Source organism: Ammoniphilus sp. CFH 90114, assembly GCF_004123195.1.
In the GTDB taxonomy this organism is placed as follows: domain Bacteria; phylum Bacillota; class Bacilli; order Aneurinibacillales; family RAOX-1; genus YIM-78166.
Genome location: NZ_SDLI01000001.1, coordinates 603,415 through 618,751 on the forward strand (window position 1 = coordinate 603,415; position 15,337 = coordinate 618,751).

The following is a 15,337-nucleotide window of genomic DNA, read 5'->3' on the forward strand; positions in this document are numbered from 1 at the left end:
AACTGAAAGTTTCGTAAAGTAAATCTATTGATATATAAAGGGTACCATATAACTCTCTGAAAGTGAACTGAATATCTTTTTGAATACTTGTACTATATTATGCAGAATTTTTTTGGAAAATAACGGTACACCCTTAATTTGAGTATAACATATAGGAGTTGAATGTAATGTTAATCTTCTGTTTATTTTATCTAAGACGACTTGGTTGAGTTAAGTATAAACCACCCTCGAATTCATGTATAATATGGTCAGGTTATAGTGATAGAAGGAGTGGTTTTTCATGACAAAAGAGGAAGTGTTATTAGCATTAAAGCAAAAAGGTTTAGAAGATATTGTGGAATTAATTGAAGATGCCGAAACAGGGGATCTCGAAGAGTTGGAATTAGTGGAATCCATTGGGTTAGTACATGATCCATTGTTGAATGATGCCGTGCTTCAGTTGCTTCAAGACTTAGGGGTAGAACTAATCTTTGTAACAGACGATGAAGAGGAAGAGGAAGAGACGGATTAAAATATATAAAGGGGACGAGCTATGAGTAACTTAGATGATCTGATTATCTGTACGAATCCCACACGTCGAGATGTGAAAAAGATTTATGGCCAAGAAAGATACGCCCGTGGTGTGATATTGAAGAATGGTGATGTCATTGTTTGGAACGGAGAGGTTATGCATAGCAAGGTTATGCCTTATATGCCGGAAAGTGGCCTTCATTTCAGCATCTTTAAAGATAAACTTGAGGTTTGTTGGCAATTTGAATCATGGCAAGACGTTCAAGAACGACTAAAGCAAGCCAAGAAGTATTTTGATATCCTGGATTATCCGGAAGATGGAGAAGTTGTAATGGATACGATGTTTTACACACATACGAAGAAAAAATTCCCTGAGATTCGATATAAGGAGCTCTTCGAAGAAGGGTATGAACTAGGGCCAATAGAGGAATAAACAAAAGGAGGATGAACCCTAATTTGGGACATCCTCCTTTTCTTATGCCTTAGCTTGCTCTTGTCGAATGGCTGCTTGTGCAGCAGATACAATGCCAACGGGGACGAGATGAGGGACGCAAGATAGATAATCTAAGCCTAATTGGTGAAAGAATCGAACGGATTTCTTCTCGCTGCTTGGGACGCCACAGACGCCCACGCGTAGGTTTGGATTATTCCTTCTTCCGTTCTCTGTCCCAAAGCGTATTAATCCTCCAACACCCTCTTGGTCTAAGACAAGGAAAGGATTCTCTGGCAGTATCTTATGGTCTACGTAATAAGCAAGATACTTGCCTTCCGCATCATCACGACTAAAGCCATAGGTAGTCTGAGTCAGGTCATTACAACCGAATATGATAAAGTCGGCATATTTAACAATCTGACCTGCTGTAATGCAAGCTCGAGGAAGCTCCATGAAGCATCCAACTGGAATGTTTATCCTCTCTTTATATACTCCGAATATGTGATTGAGAGTCTCCTCCACTTGTTCCCGAACGATCTTCATTTCATTGGCATGGCTGACAAGGGGAACGATGATAAGGGGTTGAACTCGAATTCCCTCCTGTTTTAGCTCCAGTGCCGCTTCTGCTATCGCTGTCACTTGCATTTCATAAATTTCCGGGTAGGTAATCCCAATTCGGCATCCACGGTGACCGAAGGATGGATTTAGTTCATGCAAAGCTTTTACTCGGCGGAGTAACATTTCTTTCTCTTGGACTTCTTCGAAATTTTTGTGGAGCTTTGCACGCTCAATCTCAATGGATAAGGTTTCTGCACTAGGTAAAAATTCATGAAGAGGTGGGTCTAATAGACGGATAATAACGTCTTTGCCTTCCATAATACGAAACATCTCAAGAAAATCACTTTTTTGCATCGGAAGCAACTTGTCCAGTGCTTTTTTTCTCTCCCATTTATTTTGTGAAAGAATCATTTCTTGAACGGTAGGAACGCGAACAGGATCCATAAACATAAATTCCGTACGGCACAGACCGATACCTTCGGCACCTAATGATTTCGCTTGAATAGCTTCTTTAGGGGTATTCACGCTCCCTAGGACGCCCATTGTTTTCTTTCTCTTAGCCCAATAAAGAAGCGTAGTTAGTTCTTGGCTAAGTGTAGGAGCGACAAGGGGAGCTCTACCAAGGATCACTCTACCTGTCGAACCATCTAGTGTGATCGTATCCCCTGCCTTAAGTGTAATTTGACCGAAGGTCACTTCTTGCCTAGACTCATTAAGTTGCATGGATTCGCAGCCGACAATACAAGGCTTGCTCATGTCGCGAGCTACAACGGCAGCATGGCTGGTCATTCCACCGTGGCTGGTTAAGATACCAACACTCGCCACCATCCCATGAATGTCGTCTGGACTAGTTTCCCTTCGCACCAAGATAACCTCGTGCCCTGTGCGCTGGAGACGCTCAGCTTCTTCTGAATCAAACACGATAATACCAGCAGCTGCACCTGGACTTGCGGGTAGGCCATGGGCTAAAACTTCCACTTCGACATCCATGTCCAATGTTTCGTGAAGCAGAGGAATAAGAGAATGTGGTTCAATACGCAAGAGAGCCTCCTCTTGGGTAATGAACTCCTCTTGAGCCATGTCGACAGCAATTTTTATGCTTGCTTGTGGAGTGACTTTGGCATTACGAGTCTGGAGTAAAAAAAGTTTACCTTGTTCGATGGTAAATTCAATATCCTGTACCGCTCGGTAGTGGGTTTCTAAATTGCGTGCTAACATTTTAAATTGGTGGTATGCTTCTGGAATATAACGTTTTAATTCAGACAGAGGTTCTGGAGTGCGAATCCCAGCAACAACATCTTCGCCTTGAGCATTGAGCAAGAACTCACCGAATATTTCGTTCTCACCATGATTGGGGTTACGTGTAAAGGCAACGCCAGTACCAGAGTCGTCTCCCATATTACCGAAGACCATAGATTGAATATTTACAGCGGTTCCATAGTCCTTCTCGATCCGGTTAATTCTTCTGTACAGTACCGCTCTTTGATTGTTCCAAGATTCAAAAACCGCACCTATTGCTAACATAAGCTGAATCTTAGGGTCTTGTGGAAACTCATCTTTGATTTCCTTTTTTATAATCTTTTTATATATTCGAACTAGCTCATAAAGATGAGCAGCAGAAAGATCTGCATCTCTTTTTACTTTGGCTTTCGCTTTCAACTGTTCAAGTTCTATTTCAAATTGATAATGATCGATTTGTAATACGATATCACTGAACATTTGAATAAAGCGGCGATAGGAATCAAAAGCAAAACGGGGATTACCTGTTTTTTGGGCAAGGCCCTCAACGGTAGTGTCATTCAAGCCTAAGTTTAAAATGGTATCCATCATACCAGGCATGGAGATGGGGGAACCCGATCGAACAGAGACAAGAAGGGGATCTTTAGCATGTCCAAATTCCTTGCCAGTTATTTCTTCTATTTTAATCAATGCTTCATCCATTTGTTTTTCAATAAGAGAGTTGATCTTTTTTCCATCCTTATAGTACATGCGGCAAGCTTCAGTTGTTACAGTAAAGCCAAAAGGGACTGGAAGTCCTAAACCATACATCTCAGCCAAATTGGCTCCTTTTCTGCCTAAGAGGTCACTCATGCTTGCATTTCCCTCGGAGAATAGGTACACATGCTTGTCATTCATTTGAATGTTTTCCCCCTGATTTGTTGTGTTTTGCTATTGTAGTTATTATAGTAAAAACTTGTAGGATTTGTAAGGTGCATGAGTATAAACATATGAAAAAAGCCGTGGTCTTGGCTCCCAGGGCTCTTTCGTTATTTACCTTAGATGATTTTTTCTCATGTTCTTGAACATAAGATAGCGTGGGCTGTTATCTTCATCCGTCTCATGATCAATGATAAGATAATGATTTCGTTGATAAAAACGCACAGCTTGAATATTTATGCTGCTTGCATGAAGAAAAGAGGATATAGCTCCTAATTCCTTCCCCATTTCTTCATAGTGGTTTAATAACAAATGACCGTATCCTTGTCCTCTATACTTCTCTTCAACAAACATCTGCATGAGGTAGGCCGTGGATTCATTTTTCTGAAATAAATAAAACCCCATTAAACTCCCATTAGAATCGTATAGGAGATTAGAATGACAATCTTGCTTCTTCGTACCATCTACATACCATTGCGTAATATTTTGGTAAAACTGATCATCAAAGTTCATCTTCTTAAAGTTAAGGGAGTATAGCTCTTTTTGATGATAGAGAATGTTTGGAAGATGTTGGATTGAGTACTTTTCCCACTTATAGGGGGAGTAATGTGACGGAATCATAAGTCGTTCCTCCGAAAGTTTTTACTCGCTCTTAGAATTAGACTCTATGTCTAGGGATTTAAAGCGTGTGAGAATTTTGCGAGTTCGATCCGTTCGCTCCTTCGGATCGGGAGAAAGTGGATACTTTTTCATTAATCCGTTCTTCGATGTATCTGGACGGTGAGGTTCAGAAGGTTTGTTATGGGACATAAGTCCGTATCATCCTTTCGCTGTAGCAAAGTTCCTTGGTAGTTAACTAGGTTAGAACTTGTCCCATTGTGGTGGACGGCCTTCTATAAAAGCAAGAGCACCTTCGTGATAATGCTCTGCTTCAATAGAGCGCAAAAGGGCAACATCTGACCCCAACTCAAGGAAAGCTTCTTTCGCATATTTTATCGCAATTGGGGATTTGCCCGCAAATTGAATGGCATATTCCTCTAGTTCCTGATCTATACGTTTATGACTTGCTATTCTGTCGGCAATCCCGTACGACAAGGCTAGTTGGCCGTTTATGGTAGATCCGCTTAAAACAAGGCGCTTGGCAATCTGTAGGGGAATGAGACGCTGAAGTCGCTTGGTATTATAGGTAAATCCCACATTAACACCTGGAAATCCAATTTTCGCTTTTTGTTCCATCCAACGGAAATCACAAGAGAGCGCAAGTTCAGCTCCTGCTCCCATAGCATAGCCCGTAATTTTGGCAATAGTGATAAAGGGTGCTGTTTCTAGTTTGTTTAAGAACTTCTCATAGGTGGCAAAGAGAGTTGTTACTTCTAAAGGAGCTAGATGGGCTAGTTGTTGTAAATTCATACCTACAGAGAAATGAGGGGTGCCCTCAATGATAAGTACGCTGGTTTTCTCGCTAATCGTATCTAGTACTTCCATAAAACGGTGAATAAAAGGTAAATCAATGGAGTTACCTTTATCATGACTAAATTGGATATGTGTATACTGAGAATGTTCAGTGACTTGGAACATAGGGTCTCCTTTTAGCATTCGTCGATATATTTAGTTTACCATATTTTTCAATGAAAAAGGACTAGCGTTAAGCTAGTCCTATCCTAAAAGTCCTTCTACTAGGACTACTCGTGCTGGTGCTGCATCTGTTCCTATTAATTTAATCGGAGCTGCCATCATAAAGTATTTACCTGCAGGGACGTCCTGCAATCTGAGCCCTTCAATGATGATAATCTTGGCACCAAAGAGACATTTATGGGTTGGATGCCCGGGTTGGCTGCGTTCTATACCTAAAGCATCTATTCCCACACCTTTCACCCGTTTGTAGGCGAGGAGCTTCGCAGCGTCTTCCTTCACATAAATAAAGTCGGGATTAAACGCGGTGTCAAGTGAATTAGCTGTCTTAAGCAACAGAAATTCCCCTTCTTGAATATCGAATGGCGCGAGGTCGTCAGCCGTAATGCCATCTTTAACATGGGATAGATCTAATACTCTGCACGGTCCTACCAGATCCTCCAAGGATATGGATTCCATCGTTTCACCGCTAACAACCATATGTAGAGGGGCATCAACGTGGGTGCCAGTATGTACATCAAGGCTTACCCTTGTTTCACTAACATAGTTATTTTGAACCGTTTCAAAGGCTGGCTGTTTTTCAGGTTTGTTTTTATAAACCGTCATTCCTTCATGGATGGCCATGGAGACATCGTAAATTTTATACATGGACTTTTCCTCCGTAATCATAATGTGCTCAAATCAAGTATTTCGCGTTCTATCTTGGCATTTCCTCCCCATTTTACACGGACAGTTGGTTATTATGCAAAATCAGGCAAGGATAAAACGATAGTAGGGGATAAAACTAAAAGAAAAAAGGGCGGGATTTTTATGAGTTGGGCAGTCATCATTCTCATGATATTTTTAGTTATATTATCTCTTAGTTGGCTTAATACTAGAAGGCGCGTACCCGCGAAGGCTGAAACGCTGGTCTATCTCCAAGGGCGTAATATGATGAATAATCCAGATTCGGATGCAGATATGCAAGAGCAATACAATTACCGAAAAGACACCAAAGAGGACGATTAAGCTTTTGGACATACTACCCCTATGGGGAGGTGGAAAAACAAATGGCATTAAAAGAACAAGCAAACATGAAGAAAACCCCGAGGAACCGCAACGGTTTAATGAGAGATGGCGTACCATTGGAAAAAGGGAAAATTAGTATTGAACCCAAGAAGAGATAAAACTTTGGAAAGAGGCATTCTGCAGCGGTTGCTGTGAGAATGCCTTTTTTAGTATGAATAAACTAATTCAGCTAGATAATGGGAAGTCGACTTCCCTCTTGTAATCCTCAAAGAAATATCCTATGCTTACGATAACTTTCCATAAATGGTCTATTTTTAGTCTGGGGGGAACATAAGGAATGAAGATATCGAGAGCCTTAACGATTGCTGGGTCTGATAGCGGTGGGGGTGCAGGCATTCAAGCGGATTTAAAAACATTTACAGTTCGAAAAGTGTATGGAATGAGTGCCATTACCGCCATAACCGCTCAGAATACGCTTGGTGTTGAAGGTATTCATCCTATACCTTTAGAAATGATTGCAAAACAGATTGAGATGGTGATTGAAGATATAGGAGTAGACGCTGTGAAAACAGGCATGCTTGGGACCTCAGAGATTATTGAACTCGTGGCCGACAGGCTAAAGCGATATGAAGTGCCTTATGTAGTCGTGGATCCTGTCATGGTGGCTAAAGGTGGGGCAAAGCTGCTTCAAGATGATGCTGTAAAGAGTCTTATTACTTCTTTACTTCCCCTCGCGTCTATTGTAACTCCTAACATTCCAGAAGCAGAAGTGATTACAGGCAAGCCGATCCACACTCTTGATGATATGCTGCGAGCAGCAAAAGAGATCGTAGATATGGGTGCGAAATCCGTTATTGTAAAAGGGGGCCATCTAGAAGGTGAGCCTATCGATCTGTTTTATGATGGTGTAGAAATTACGACTTTTAAGGGGATTAGAATCCCTACAAGACATACTCATGGCACTGGGTGTACCTTTGCGGCTTGTCTTACAGCAGAACTGGCTAAAGGCCATGAGATGATCGATTGTATTCGAACAGCAAAAGCCTATATAACCGCAGCAATTAGCAAGGAACTTGGCTTAGGAAAGGGCCATGGACCAACGAATCATTGGGCGTATGGGGTAGGACAAGATGAATAAAAGCAAGCGTTTGAAACAGTGGGATGTATATTTAGTCATGGACCTTCAAGGCCACGGTCCGTTCAATGCTCTAGAGCTCGCAAGGCAAGCCATAGATGGTGGAATCAAGGTTATTCAGATTCGTGAAAAAAACATGGGAAACCCTGATTATCTCCGTTTAGCGCTGCCTATTCGTGAACTATGTAAGACAAAGCAAGTAGACTTCATTATTAATGACCGGATAGACCTTGCACTAAGGTTGCAAGCAGATGGGGTGCATCTAGGCCAAGATGATATTCCAGAAGGGGCAATAAGAGATGAGATTGGCGAGGACATGATCTTGGGGATCTCAGCTTCAAGTACAGACGAAGCAAGGCGGGGGATACGCGTTGGTGCAGATTATTTAGGTGTCGGAGCCATATATCCTACATTTTCGAAAAGTGATGCAGGTGACGCGGTATCGCCATCCTTAATTCAGGACATCCGACATTTTAGCGATCTACCTATCGTGGGCATTGGCGGCATCCAATTGGGAAGAGCCACCCCTGTTATTGTTGCTGGAGGGAATGCCGTGGCTGTGATCTCGGCCATTTGCCAAGCTCCTTCGCCGGTAGAGGCTGCTAGAAAACTTCAAGTTGAGGTCAGAGAAGCAAAACAAAGGGTAACAGATTAATGGCATTTATATCGCAAATAGTAGCTCAAGATGGTCATAAACCAGTAGTTGGTACTATTCCAAAAATAATCCTTTTACTTTCTAGAAGCAATTTGATAAAATTGGGATAATTTAAAAGTTCATAGATTCCTTCGGGGCCGGGTGCAATTCCCGACCGGCGGTGATGGGTAGTGTACCCTTAGTCCGTGAGCCGAGACCTGTAACAAGGTTGACGCTGATTCGGTGAAATTCCGAAACCGACAGTATAGTCTGGATGGGAGAAGGAGATGGAAAAGAGGCAGGGGAAGACTGTGCTTATTTAGGTATGCCAGAGTCTTAAACTTTTTGCTTTTTTTAACTTTCATTTTGAATGTGAGCCCTGGGAGTAGTCTAACTATTTCCAGGGCTTTCTTTTTTTATTGAGTTTTACAAGCATGTTTAGGGTTAGGAGCGGATGGACTTGTTGAATACTCACGATTACTTTATGGATATTGCTCTTGGGTGGGCTCGTTCAGCCAAAGGACAAACAGCCCCGAATCCAATGGTAGGAGCAGTAGTAGTTAAGGATGGGGAAATTGTAGGTATGGGTGCCCATCTAAAAGCAGGCGAACCACACGCGGAGATTCATGCGTTGGCCATGGCGTCGAACAAGGCTAGAGGAGCAACCATCTATGTCACTCTTGAGCCGTGTTCCCATTATGGAAGAACTCCTCCTTGTGCAGAAGCTCTAATCCGTGCGGGAGTATCTAGAGTTGTTGTAGCTATGCTTGATCCTAATCCGCTCGTCGCCGGACGAGGTGTACAACTGCTTGAAGATGCGGGAATAGAGGTAATCAGCGGCATTCGTGAAAGGGAGTCCCGTAGATTAAATGAGGTTTTCATCAAATATATTACAACGGGGCGTCCGTTTGTAACCATGAAGACGGCTAATACACTAGATGGGAAAGTGGCAACCGAGATAGGAAGCAGTCGCTGGATTACAGGAGAAAAGGCAAGAATCGATGTGCATCGTTTGCGCCATGAGTATCAGGGAATTCTAGTAGGTGTTAACACGGTAATCAAGGATAATCCTGTATTAACTACCCGGCTCCCCGAAGGTGGAAGGAATCCCATTCGGATTATTCTAGATTCAACGCTTAGAATTCCCCTTGAATCCAATATCGTTCAAGATCACCAAGCTCCAACTTGGATCTATACCACGCGTGCGGCAGATGAAAGAAAGACTTCTCAATTAAAGGAAATGGGTGTTGAGGTTTTTGCTGTTTCGAGCGGGGGACAAGTGGATGTACTGGATGTGCTCTCCCATCTCGGAGAACAGCAGGTTTCCTCCGTGCTAGTTGAGGGAGGAAGTGAGGTGAACGGATCGTTCTTAAAAGCAAAAGCGATAGATAAAGTAATCACATATCTTGCTCCAAAGCTGGTAGGAGGCCGCCACGCTCCCACGTCTTTCGGTGGAGAGGGAATCCTCCAAATGAATGAAGCGATCCAATTAAGAGACCTTGAGGTCGAGATAATAGGAGAAGATATTCGTATCGAAGGTTATCCAGAATGGGGGGATTAGATGTTTACTGGAATCATTGAAGAACTAGGGGTCATCCAAGGCATCAAGCGTGGAGGAGAATGGATGGTTCTTACAATTGGGGCATCCATTGTGCTTAAGGATGTTCAATTAGGTGACAGTATTGCTGTCAATGGTGTATGTCTTACCGTGACCTCATTTTCCTCTCGAGAATTTACTGTCGATGTCATGCCGGAGACTTTTCATAAGACAAGCCTATCTGATATTCAAGTGGGGAGCAAAGTCAACTTAGAAAGAGCCATGGCTGCAGGCGGACGGTTTGGAGGGCATTTTGTTTCGGGGCATGTAGACGGAACAGGGAAAATCGTATCGAAGACCAGCTACGGAAATGCGGTCCTGTTTGAAATTAAAGCTCCTGAACAACTTTTGCATTATATGATACCTAAAGGTTCCGTGACCATTGATGGGATCAGCCTAACCATTTTGGATGTGTCCTCTGACAGATTCAGTGTGTCTATTATCCCACACACCCTTGAGATGACCATTCTGCAACACAAGGGAATGGGTGCTACCGTTAACTTGGAGTGTGACATGATAGGAAAATACATTGAAAAGTTTATCACGACCCGCAAGCCAACTTCCAAATTGACGGAAGCTTTCTTGTCGGAACACGGATTTATGTAGAAAAGGGGAGAAGAGGATATGTTTCATAAGATTGAAGAAGCCATTCATGATCTAATTCAAGGCAAACCCATTATTGTAGTAGATGATGAGGATCGTGAAAATGAGGGAGATTTTGTAGCCCTGTCCGCAAAAGCAACTCCAGAAGTCATCAACTTTATGATTACTCATGGACGGGGACTTGTTTGTGTACCCATTACAGAGGAAAGGGCGAGCGAGCTCAAGCTTGAACCGATGGTGTTCAATAACACGGACGCACACGCTACAGCCTTCACCGTTTCAGTTGACTCCTTTGATACGACGACAGGCATTTCTGCACATGAACGTTCCCAAACCATTATGGATTTGATCAACCCAAGCATTAAACCTAATCATTTTCGCAGACCAGGTCATATCTTCCCCCTCGTAGCGAAAAAGGGAGGAGTTCTGCGTCGAGCGGGACATACGGAAGCAGCTGTAGATTTGGCCCGATTATGTGGATCCTATCCTTCAGGAGTGATTTGCGAAATAATAAATGAAGATGGAACAATGTCTCGCGTTCCTGATTTATTAAAAATTGCCGAGCAATTTGATCTTAAAATTATAACGATAGAAGACTTAATTAAATATAGAACCAACAAGGAAAAGCTCGTCCAACGTGAGGTAGAGGTAAACATGCCAACCGATTTTGGAACCTTCCGAGCGATCGCTTATACCAATGAAGTGGATCAAAAAGAACACGTAGCCTTAGTAAAAGGTACGATTGATCCGAATGATCCGGTTCTGGTAAGGGTGCACTCCGAGTGTCTAACCGGTGATGTGTTCCATTCTCATCGATGCGATTGTGGGCCTCAGTTGGCAGCGGCCTTGTCACAAATTGAGGCGGAAGGAAAGGGAATCCTTCTTTATATGCGTCAAGAAGGCCGGGGCATTGGTCTAATTAACAAACTTAAGGCATATAAGCTGCAAGAACAAGGACTAGATACGGTCGAAGCGAATGAACAGCTAGGGTTTGCAGCCGATTTACGAGAATATGGTATTGGGGCTCAGATCTTAAAGGACCTAGGAGTCGGTAAAATCAAATTATTGACCAATAATCCTCGGAAAATTACAGGAATTTCAGGTCATGATCTTGAGGTTGTTGAAAGAGTACCGATTCAAATGAAGGCCAATGTAAGTAATGAGCGATATTTAAATACCAAGAAAGATAAACTTGGACATTTATTAAACTTATAAAAGGGGATAGAATCATGGCAAAAGTATACGAAGGTAAATTGGTTGGTACCGGGTTAAAATTTGGAATTGTAGTAGGACGATTCAACGAATTCATCACTTCGAAATTGTTGAGCGGTGCTCTTGATGCCCTTAACCGACACGGGGTAGATGAAAATGATGTGGAAGTTGCCTGGGTGCCTGGAGCATTTGAGATTCCTATGATCGCAAAAAAGATGGCCGAAAGCGGAAAATATGACGCCGTCATTACTTTAGGTACAGTCATTAGGGGAGCTACTCCTCACTTTGACTTTGTCTGTAATGAAGCCGCAAAGGGAGTAGCCGCTATTGCATTACAGACTGGGGTTCCAACCATCTTCGGTGTTCTTACGACAGATACCATCGAACAGGCAATTGAACGTGCGGGTACGAAAGCAGGTAATAAAGGGTGGGAGTCTGCTGCAGTAGCTATCGAAATGGCAAATCTAACAAGACAATTTTCTTAGAACATGAAAAAAGCATTCATAGCCACAAGCTATGGATGTTTTTTTTTTGCAAAGAAGAATAAAAGGGATTGAATTTTTATAAATTATAATGTATATTTAAAACAACCAAGGGATGAAATGAGGGGAAGTTAATGAAGATGGAATTACTAGAAAATAAAAATGAACTTCAATCGCAGCAAGAGAGTGAACTGTTGCGCAAGTCCCTAATTGAGGCCACGGAAACAATTGAATTTATGGTAAACTCCCTTATGTGGAGTGCTGAATATAAGGTTTTAGCTCAATCGAAAGAGAAGCTATGGAAGTTAAAACAAGTCTTGGCCCACTTAGATGCTTAAATTTCTAGGAAGCGGAATTCCCGCTTCTTTTTTGTTTTTTGTTTTTGGAAATGGAAATCATGCGGACATTAAATTCTGATCATAATGTGAATTTGTGAGATATGTCACAACCTGCTCTTACCCTTCTTGTTAAGATAGAGTCAGTTCAAATGACGAGGAGGAAAATTGATGTTCTGTTATCAATGTGAGCAAACACCATCTGGAGGCTGTAAGGTTATTGGCGTATGTGGTAAGAATGAAGATATTGCAAGTCTACAGGATACGATGATCTTTGCCCTCAAGGGGATTGCTGCTTATGCTACACATGCTCGCCAATTAGGTTATTCAGATCCAGAGGTGGATGCGACAACACATGAAGCATTATATATGACGCTAACCAATTCAAATTTTAATATGCAAGAACATATTGATATGGCAATGAAGGTCGGCCGGGCCGCTGTGAAAGTGATGGATCTTCTCGACCGTGCTCATACGTCTAGATTGGGAATTCCTCAGCCTGTAACCATCTCCCAAAATAAAGTAGAGGGAAAAGCTATCGTTGTTACAGGACATAATCTATTTGCTTTAGAAGAGCTTCTCAAGCAAACAGAGGGTAAAGGGATTAACATCTATACACATTCCGAAATGCTCCCAGCCCATGGATACCCAGCCTTGAAAAAATATGCTCACTTAAAAGGAAATATTGGGAAGGCCTGGTTCGATCAGCGCCGATTATTCGAACAATTCCCAGGAGCCATATTGGCCACTACAAACTGCGTAATGCCAATCAAGGGAACGTATGCTGATCGCTTCTTCTCCTACGAAGTAGCCGGCCTGGAAGGGGTTGCTAAAATTCAAGGGGAAGATTTTAGCCCGCTTATTGAAAAAGCTCTTTCCCTTCCAGATGCCAACATGGAGTCTGATCAAACTTTGACTACAGGGTACCACCATGAAACCGTACTTGGATTAGCACCAGAGATCATTGATGCGGTTAAGGCAGGTAAGATTAAGCGCTTCTTTGTTATCGCTGGATGTGACGCTCCAGGAAAAGGTGGAGAGTATTATCGTGAGCTAGCCACTTCTCTTCCTAATGACACGGTTATTCTTACTACATCCTGTGGAAAATTCCGCTTTAATGATGTGGACTACGGAACAGTTGGAGACACTGGAATTCCACGCTATATTGACTTAGGTCAATGTAATAACTCGGGATCCACGGTGAAAATTGCTATGGCACTCGCTGATGCCTTTGGCTGTGAAGTAAATGAACTGCCTGTAAGTATTGTGTTATCATGGTTTGAGCAAAAGGCTGTTGCTATTCTATTAGGTCTCTTCAGTTTAGGAATCAAAGACATTCGCATTGGTCCAAAGCCGCCAGAATTCATTACGCCTGGGGTTCTAAATATTCTTCAGCAAGCATTCAATCTGAAGTTGATTGGTGTTGCACAAGAGGATATGGAAGATATGTTATCCTTGTCACACTAATAGGAAAGATAAGAGGCTGTCACAAGAAGGGTGTATTACCTTTTTAGTGATGGCCTCTTTTTACCTTCACCCCCATAAACTCCCTCTTCCTTGCGAATCAAAGAGACAGGAGGGAGAATGATAACATGAAATTAAATAAAATAGCCTATATGTCCATTGGAGCCTTATTTGCCATAATCTTATCGTTTAGCATCATTAGCTTAGCAGATAATCAGGATCAAAAAACAGAAGGGAAGAATGAACAACCAGAAGTAACAGAAGAGAAAAAGGGAAATATAGAAGGAAAAATCTCTTATTTAGATCAGGCATCAGGGACTTTCATGGTGTTTGATGGGAAGCAAAAGCATGACTTCAGTTTAACGTCTGAAACTCAAGTGATGATAAACGAAGTGAGAACAGATTCCAGTCAACTACGATTAGATGATGATGTAAAGATCATGTTAAATTCTAACGGGGATGTACGATATATATTAATCAACCGTACTGTACAGGAACCTAACCAACCAGAACCAGAGGTAACCACCGCTTCTATTCCGGAATCTAAGCCTGTTCAAGCACCATCTACCTTAGCTGTTCCGGCTTCCAACTTACCAGCTAAGGAGCTAGAGCTTCAAGAGTTAAAAGTTGAACTCCATCAAGGGGCTCAAAAAATCAAGCTAGAATGGAAAGAAGATAAGGCCGAATTAGAATGGAAAACCGGGAAGGGAGAGGTAAAGCTCAAGGGATCAGAAGCCCAGGCGTTTTTGGATGAATGGTTTACCTCCTTAAATTTAGGGGAGGGAGCAAAGGAAAAGGAAACGATAGCTCTGATTGCCAAGTCATTCAAAATAGATAGTGGAAAACCTTACACTGCGACCATTGAATGGAAAAGGGGAGGGCAAGAAGGAAAATGGACGGTCGAACCCAAAGACTGGGCAAAAGGGAAAAAATCAAAAGATCAATCCCATGATGACGATGATGATAACGATAATGACGACTAATACACAAAACTCCAGCTAACTCATGTAGCTGGAGTTTTGTGTCTTGGAGTTAGCCTATTGGCGAGCTCTTCTTTCGTGTTTCTAAGAGCTGTTTATATTTATAAGCCATTGCCACTCGCCATGGAAAGATCATGCCTACTGCAAGGATATAGAATAAACCTCCTGCTTCGTAGAAGCTAACATATTCCTCCAGATAAAACCTCATGCCTAGTCTTAAGAGGAACAATCCCATTAAGATAAACATAAAAGATCTAGAACGCTTTAGAAAGATATCTGAACCATTGATCTCAAATTTAGAAGTAAGGATCAAGGGAATGGAGAGCAGCATACCAATAAGTAAGGATTCCACTGCATACAAGAACTGAACGTGCATGGGCGGAAACAGAAACATAATAAAACCCGTGCTCATAAAAATAGGTGGTAGGATAATACGCTTTAGTGATGTGGGCTGTTGATCACGCTTGATTCTTGCAAACATAACAATGAACATCATTAGAATACTTAGAAGGGTAGCCATAATGGTCATGAGAATGCTTTCCTTTCAAACAACCTGAATGCTTATGATTATAACAAAAAAATGAGGAAGAGAAAATT

At 42.1% G+C, this 15,337-nt stretch carries 18 protein-coding genes and 1 riboswitch; of the genes, 12 read left to right on the plus strand and 6 right to left on the minus strand.

What is annotated here, in order from left to right; translation table 11 throughout:
* Positions 1-280: 280 nt before the first annotated feature.
* Both EIZ39_RS03150 and EIZ39_RS03155 read left to right on the plus strand, forming a co-directional pair.
* Positions 281-511, plus strand: coding sequence for a hypothetical protein (locus EIZ39_RS03150; RefSeq protein WP_129197327.1), 231 nt, complete (start codon positions 281-283; stop codon positions 509-511).
* Positions 512-532: 21 nt separating this feature from the next.
* On the plus strand, positions 533-943 hold the full coding sequence (locus EIZ39_RS03155) for a hypothetical protein (RefSeq protein WP_129197329.1): 411 nt from the start codon (positions 533-535) through the stop codon (positions 941-943).
* A 42-nt stretch (positions 944-985) separates the two neighbouring features.
* On the opposite strand, the gene ppdK is transcribed toward EIZ39_RS03155, so the two are convergent.
* The 5 genes from ppdK to EIZ39_RS03175 all read right to left on the minus strand — a co-directional run bounded on the left by ppdK (position 986) and on the right by EIZ39_RS03175 (position 5,938).
* Positions 986-3,637, minus strand: a complete 2,652-nt coding sequence (gene ppdK / locus EIZ39_RS03160; RefSeq protein ID WP_129197331.1) for a pyruvate, phosphate dikinase — start codon at positions 3,635-3,637, stop codon at positions 986-988.
* Between the two features lie 135 nt (positions 3,638-3,772).
* On the minus strand, positions 3,773-4,279 hold the full coding sequence (locus tag EIZ39_RS03165; protein ID WP_129197333.1) for a GNAT family N-acetyltransferase: 507 nt from the start codon (positions 4,277-4,279) through the stop codon (positions 3,773-3,775).
* A gap of 21 nt (positions 4,280-4,300) precedes the next feature.
* On the minus strand, positions 4,301-4,468 hold the full coding sequence (locus EIZ39_RS26365) for a hypothetical protein (RefSeq protein ID WP_164984868.1): 168 nt from the start codon (positions 4,466-4,468) through the stop codon (positions 4,301-4,303).
* Between the two features lie 51 nt (positions 4,469-4,519).
* Positions 4,520-5,236 carry an enoyl-CoA hydratase/isomerase family protein gene (locus EIZ39_RS03170; RefSeq protein ID WP_164984869.1) on the minus strand — a complete coding sequence of 239 codons (717 nt, stop codon included), beginning with the start codon at positions 5,234-5,236 and terminating at the stop codon, positions 4,520-4,522.
* Between the two features lie 78 nt (positions 5,237-5,314).
* A complete protein-coding gene (locus EIZ39_RS03175) occupies positions 5,315-5,938 on the minus strand; it encodes a cyclase family protein (protein ID WP_129197337.1) in 624 nt (207 codons plus the stop codon).
* 162 nt (positions 5,939-6,100) lie between these two features.
* Between EIZ39_RS03175 and EIZ39_RS03180 the strand changes: the two genes are divergently transcribed.
* The 10 genes from EIZ39_RS03180 (at position 6,101) to EIZ39_RS03225 (ending at position 14,743) form a co-directional block, all read left to right on the plus strand.
* On the plus strand, positions 6,101-6,298 hold the full coding sequence (locus EIZ39_RS03180) for a hypothetical protein (RefSeq protein WP_129197339.1): 198 nt from the start codon (positions 6,101-6,103) through the stop codon (positions 6,296-6,298).
* Positions 6,299-6,635: 337 nt separating this feature from the next.
* The gene (thiD, locus tag EIZ39_RS03185; protein WP_129197341.1) at positions 6,636-7,436 is read left to right on the plus strand and encodes a bifunctional hydroxymethylpyrimidine kinase/phosphomethylpyrimidine kinase; all 801 of its coding nucleotides are present in this window, start codon (positions 6,636-6,638) and stop codon (positions 7,434-7,436) included.
* Positions 7,429-8,088, plus strand: a complete 660-nt coding sequence (gene thiE, locus EIZ39_RS03190) for a thiamine phosphate synthase (RefSeq protein WP_129197343.1) — start codon at positions 7,429-7,431, stop codon at positions 8,086-8,088. The genes thiD and thiE overlap by 8 nt, the downstream gene beginning before the upstream one ends.
* Before the next feature lie 123 nt (positions 8,089-8,211).
* Positions 8,212-8,357, plus strand: a riboswitch (FMN riboswitch).
* 164 nt (positions 8,358-8,521) lie between these two features.
* Entirely contained in the window at positions 8,522-9,628 is a 1,107-nt protein-coding gene (gene ribD / locus EIZ39_RS03195; protein ID WP_483296007.1) for a bifunctional diaminohydroxyphosphoribosylaminopyrimidine deaminase/5-amino-6-(5-phosphoribosylamino)uracil reductase RibD, read from the plus strand.
* Positions 9,629-10,270, plus strand: a complete 642-nt coding sequence (ribE, locus tag EIZ39_RS03200; protein ID WP_129197345.1) for a riboflavin synthase — start codon at positions 9,629-9,631, stop codon at positions 10,268-10,270. It abuts the gene before it with no gap.
* 18 nt (positions 10,271-10,288) lie between these two features.
* Entirely contained in the window at positions 10,289-11,482 is a 1,194-nt protein-coding gene (locus tag EIZ39_RS03205; RefSeq protein ID WP_129197347.1) for a bifunctional 3,4-dihydroxy-2-butanone-4-phosphate synthase/GTP cyclohydrolase II, read from the plus strand.
* Between the two features lie 14 nt (positions 11,483-11,496).
* On the plus strand, positions 11,497-11,964 hold the full coding sequence (gene ribH, locus EIZ39_RS03210; RefSeq protein ID WP_129197349.1) for a 6,7-dimethyl-8-ribityllumazine synthase: 468 nt from the start codon (positions 11,497-11,499) through the stop codon (positions 11,962-11,964).
* A gap of 131 nt (positions 11,965-12,095) precedes the next feature.
* The gene (locus EIZ39_RS03215) at positions 12,096-12,299 is read left to right on the plus strand and encodes a hypothetical protein (protein WP_129197351.1); all 204 of its coding nucleotides are present in this window, start codon (positions 12,096-12,098) and stop codon (positions 12,297-12,299) included.
* Between the two features lie 168 nt (positions 12,300-12,467).
* Positions 12,468-13,763 carry a hydroxylamine reductase gene (gene hcp, locus EIZ39_RS03220; protein ID WP_129197353.1) on the plus strand — a complete coding sequence of 432 codons (1,296 nt, stop codon included), beginning with the start codon at positions 12,468-12,470 and terminating at the stop codon, positions 13,761-13,763.
* Positions 13,764-13,888: 125 nt separating this feature from the next.
* On the plus strand, positions 13,889-14,743 hold the full coding sequence (locus EIZ39_RS03225; RefSeq protein WP_129197355.1) for a hypothetical protein: 855 nt from the start codon (positions 13,889-13,891) through the stop codon (positions 14,741-14,743).
* A gap of 49 nt (positions 14,744-14,792) precedes the next feature.
* On the opposite strand, the gene EIZ39_RS03230 is transcribed toward EIZ39_RS03225, so the two are convergent.
* Positions 14,793-15,269: a CcdC family protein gene (locus EIZ39_RS03230; protein WP_129197356.1), complete on the minus strand. Its 477-nt coding sequence runs from the start codon at positions 15,267-15,269 to the stop codon at positions 14,793-14,795.
* Between the last annotated feature and the right edge of the window lie 68 nt (positions 15,270-15,337).

Coding starts and splice junctions, on each gene's coding strand:
- EIZ39_RS03155 (WP_129197329.1), top strand. CDS start 533: ATGAGTAACTTAGATGATCTGATTATCTGTACGAATCCCACACGTCGA.
- EIZ39_RS03180 (WP_129197339.1), top strand. CDS start 6,101: ATGAGTTGGGCAGTCATCATTCTCATGATATTTTTAGTTATATTATCT.
- EIZ39_RS03205 (WP_129197347.1), top strand. CDS start 10,289: ATGTTTCATAAGATTGAAGAAGCCATTCATGATCTAATTCAAGGCAAA.
- thiE (WP_129197343.1), top strand. CDS start 7,429: ATGAATAAAAGCAAGCGTTTGAAACAGTGGGATGTATATTTAGTCATG.
- EIZ39_RS26365 (WP_164984868.1), bottom strand. CDS start 4,468: ATGTCCCATAACAAACCTTCTGAACCTCACCGTCCAGATACATCGAAG.
- ppdK (WP_129197331.1), bottom strand. CDS start 3,637: ATGAATGACAAGCATGTGTACCTATTCTCCGAGGGAAATGCAAGCATG.
- EIZ39_RS03215 (WP_129197351.1), top strand. CDS start 12,096: ATGAAGATGGAATTACTAGAAAATAAAAATGAACTTCAATCGCAGCAA.
- thiD (WP_129197341.1), top strand. CDS start 6,636: ATGAAGATATCGAGAGCCTTAACGATTGCTGGGTCTGATAGCGGTGGG.
- EIZ39_RS03230 (WP_129197356.1), bottom strand. CDS start 15,269: ATGACCATTATGGCTACCCTTCTAAGTATTCTAATGATGTTCATTGTT.
- ribH (WP_129197349.1), top strand. CDS start 11,497: ATGGCAAAAGTATACGAAGGTAAATTGGTTGGTACCGGGTTAAAATTT.
- EIZ39_RS03170 (WP_164984869.1), bottom strand. CDS start 5,236: ATGTTCCAAGTCACTGAACATTCTCAGTATACACATATCCAATTTAGT.
- ribE (WP_129197345.1), top strand. CDS start 9,629: ATGTTTACTGGAATCATTGAAGAACTAGGGGTCATCCAAGGCATCAAG.
- EIZ39_RS03225 (WP_129197355.1), top strand. CDS start 13,889: ATGAAATTAAATAAAATAGCCTATATGTCCATTGGAGCCTTATTTGCC.
- EIZ39_RS03165 (WP_129197333.1), bottom strand. CDS start 4,279: ATGATTCCGTCACATTACTCCCCCTATAAGTGGGAAAAGTACTCAATC.
- EIZ39_RS03175 (WP_129197337.1), bottom strand. CDS start 5,938: ATGTATAAAATTTACGATGTCTCCATGGCCATCCATGAAGGAATGACG.
- ribD (WP_483296007.1), top strand. CDS start 8,522: ATGGACTTGTTGAATACTCACGATTACTTTATGGATATTGCTCTTGGG.
- hcp (WP_129197353.1), top strand. CDS start 12,468: ATGTTCTGTTATCAATGTGAGCAAACACCATCTGGAGGCTGTAAGGTT.
- EIZ39_RS03150 (WP_129197327.1), top strand. CDS start 281: ATGACAAAAGAGGAAGTGTTATTAGCATTAAAGCAAAAAGGTTTAGAA.